5 protein-coding genes are annotated in these 3,186 nt (G+C 43.2%); 3 read left to right on the forward strand and 2 right to left on the reverse strand.

Annotation, left to right across the window (positions count from 1 at the left end):
* The 3 genes from ACFE93_RS33440 to ACFE93_RS33450 all read left to right on the forward strand — a co-directional run.
* The coding region (locus tag ACFE93_RS33440) for a hypothetical protein (protein ID WP_375480237.1) at positions 1–230 on the forward strand (230 nt) is incomplete at its 5' end.
* Positions 215–481, forward strand: a complete 267-nt coding sequence (locus ACFE93_RS33445) for a DUF4157 domain-containing protein (RefSeq protein WP_375480245.1) — start codon at positions 215–217, stop codon at positions 479–481. The genes ACFE93_RS33440 and ACFE93_RS33445, both read left to right, overlap by 16 nt.
* Positions 482–497: 16 nt before the next feature.
* Entirely contained in the window at positions 498–1,178 is a 681-nt protein-coding gene (locus ACFE93_RS33450) for a hypothetical protein (RefSeq protein ID WP_375480239.1), read from the forward strand.
* A gap of 93 nt (positions 1,179–1,271) precedes the next feature.
* Here the strand turns inward: ACFE93_RS33450 and ACFE93_RS33455 are convergent, their stop codons facing one another.
* Together ACFE93_RS33455 and ACFE93_RS33460 are read right to left on the reverse strand one after the other, a co-directional pair.
* Entirely contained in the window at positions 1,272–2,219 is a 948-nt protein-coding gene (locus ACFE93_RS33455; protein WP_375480241.1) for a LysR family transcriptional regulator, read from the reverse strand.
* 574 nt (positions 2,220–2,793) lie between these two features.
* Positions 2,794–3,186: WGxxGxxG-CTERM domain-containing protein (locus ACFE93_RS33460; RefSeq protein WP_375480243.1), on the reverse strand; the 393-nt coding region annotated here is incomplete at its 5' end.

The raw sequence follows: 3,186 nt of genomic DNA on the forward strand, positions 1-3,186 counted from the left end.
TAACTTCAGGGAAAGCGGAAGTTGTTACAGACTGCGCGAAACACCGAAACGTGAAAGCAGAAGTTAATTCAGGAAAGGCAGAAATTGCTACAGACTGCGCGAAACACCGAAACGTGAAGGCAGAAGTTAATTCCGGGAAGACAGAAGTTGCTACAGACTGCGCGAAACACCGAAACGTGAAGGCAAAAGTTACTTCAGGGAAGGCAGTAGTGCGATCGCATCTGTTTTAAGTTGGGGAAGTGGACAGCCACTCTCAGACGATATTCGCCAACCAATGGAGCAAGCTTTTGGGACTGACTTCAGCAGTGTCAAAATCTACACAGATAGCCACTCTGAGCAACTCAACCAATCTATCCAAGCTCGTGCCTTCACTACAGGACAAGATATATTCTTCCGTCAAGGAGAATATGCTCCTGAGAGTCATGGAGGAAAGGAATTACTTGCCCATGAGTTAACTTCACGTTGTCCAACAAAATGGTAGTGCGCTTGGGCGTAAATTGCTTCCTGAACAGGAAATAAAAAAAAACAATATCCAAGCCAAAGCTCTTCTTAACTCCCCTTCTGGGTATCAACCAGTAATCCAGCGTAAACCTTTTGAAAAGGTTAAAAAATTCTTTTCCAAAGACAGTGGCAATAAAGATAACGGTGGCGATGAAATAGAAGAAATACAGGTGAACGGGGAAGACTGGAAAAAATATATGGAGTTAGATATCTTGACGATGCAGCCTAGCGATATCATAACAGACAGGCAATTTGGGCATAATTTATATATAAATATCAGATGGTACAATAAATCGCAGAAAAGATTGCGCCTTTTGACACCGCCACCACTGGAATATTTTGAGGAAATAACAAAGATTACGACAGACAACGGCGGCAATAGAACTACGGAAACAGAATCGCTGGATCAGTACGCAAACAGTCCAAATTATAACACTTTCCGTAGCTACGCACTCGGAACTCAGGGCATGATTATAGATCCAGGTAAGTCGCTCACGGCAAGATTTCTTGATCCGCCGCAGATTACAATCACACAAGAGTATAAATCCCGCACTGTTAAGTTCAAAATCGGGTTACGGGGGTCGCAACAGTGGCTAACTGGTGTGCAGCGACTAACGTGCGAGAATAACAAGATAATAGAGCATGAGTTTATCCCAACAAGACTCAGGGCTGGCTAAGAACCACGGCATAGTTAGTTTTTATAAACATATTAATTATCTGGCAAAAGTCCCATCAGAAATTAAAGACTCTTGAATAATGACTAATAACGCTTAAGAAGCCGATCGCTGCTGGTCAATTTGCAGTGGAATATTTTCTTGCACGAGTTGCCAAAAATGTTTGATGGGGGGAATTTGTAGACGGTCTTGAGTTGTTACCATAACTACCCGCCGAGTTAAACTGGAACCATCTGCTAAACCACTAGTATTATTGCTGGCTAAGGAACGAATCGCTAAGGTAGGGTCAAGACGAGCTTCTAGTAATGCTGATTGAGGTAGTAAAGCTATCAATTTCCCTTGGCGCACGACTCCCCGGAAGGCATCTAGGGTATTTACCTCTAAAGCCGACTGGAGTGTAGCTTCCATTCGCTCAAATCTATCTTGTATTAAGCGCTGCATCCCATAGCCATCTTTAAAAACCACTTGAGGATAACGAATTAGCTCCGACCAAGGGACAAATTCATATTGGGTTAGGGGATGATTAGCTGCGATTAAAACTTCTATAGGTTCATCATAAAGTACTTCTACCACCATTTCTCTACTGGTGGTTAAAAAGCGATTATTCATCACAATTGCTAAATCCACCAATCCATCTTTGAGGACTTTCAAGGCGCGATCGCTTCCCAATGATGTCACCCGCAATTGCACATCTGGATAATCATGACAAAATTTTTGCAACACTGGTGGTAAATAAGATCCACATAGGGAGTGAATCACGGCAATGCAAAGTTCTGGTTGTTTTCCGGCGATTAAATCGGCTAATTCTTCTGTAGCAGTCTGCCACTCTTGGCAAATTTTGCGGACGCGTGGTAACAAACGTTCACCTCCTAGCGTCAGTTTGGCATGAGTGCTTCTGTGAAACAGTTCTATCCCCAAATCTGCTTCTAATGCTTGGATTTGGCGACTAATCGTTGATTGGGTAACACCAGATGTTCGCGCTGCTTGTTGAAAGCTACCGGTTTGGGCGATCGCTAGAAAGGCTTGCAACTGCTCTAAGCGCATTTTTATGTAGCCTGAATTACATTTATCAGTTTTATAAAGTTAACGGATTTTTATCCACAATTTAGTAAAGTTTGTTACAGCTTTTTTTTTCTGATTTAGATTTAAGTAAATCAGATTTTACCGCCTTTGTCGTCAATTATGCGCTTTGCACCGATTTTATCGGTAAATTTCGCCAAAAAAATAATTGACTATTTTCTGCTGAAATATATAAATTTTTAAATAATATTTTTAACGGTATCGCTCTGAGGCACTCTCCTGCGATCGCAGAAGCTGATAGTTCAGTCGTAGCCAACTATGAGTACTTCACTCGCTCGGATTACGCGACAGATTATATAGTAGTTTGCAAGTGCATGAAGTAATCATATCAAAACATTCACCCCCAAGCCTTCTTTGTGAGTTTAAAAAGGGTTTGGGGGTGAGGTACAGTTTAACCTAACTCTTATTAAGAAACGCTATTAGGTCTGAGCGATACAAAATCTTGTACAACTTACAGATACGGCTGCGATCGCATCAGATTTGCAAAAGATACAGAGGGCACAAACTACAGCTGTACCCTCTGAAAGTGTTGTGAATACTATTTTATGGAGCGAGAACCTGGGACTTCATCAGGATCGCGATAAGCCCGGACTTTTTCGCGATTACGTAGTCCTGCTAAACCAGCTAGACCAAGCAAACCTAGCCAACCCCAATCGAAACCGCGATCGCTAGTTCTTTCGGAAGCTGCGACGCCTGTATTCCTGTTAGTACCTGTGGCATCAGTGCCCGTGCCTGTGCTATCAGTGCCCGTTGTGCCACTACCTGTTGTGCCAGTACCTGTGCTATCAGTACCTGTTGTGCCAGTACCTGTTGTGCCAGTTCCTGTGCCATCAGTACCTGTTGTGCCAGTACCTGTTGTTCCAGTGCCTGTGCCATCAGTACCCGTTGTTCCAGTGCCAGTGCCAGTTCCTGTTGTTCCAGTGCCACTGCC

The organism is uncultured Nostoc sp. (genome assembly GCF_964247315.1).
Classification (GTDB): Bacteria; Cyanobacteriota; Cyanobacteriia; order Cyanobacteriales; family Nostocaceae; genus Nostoc.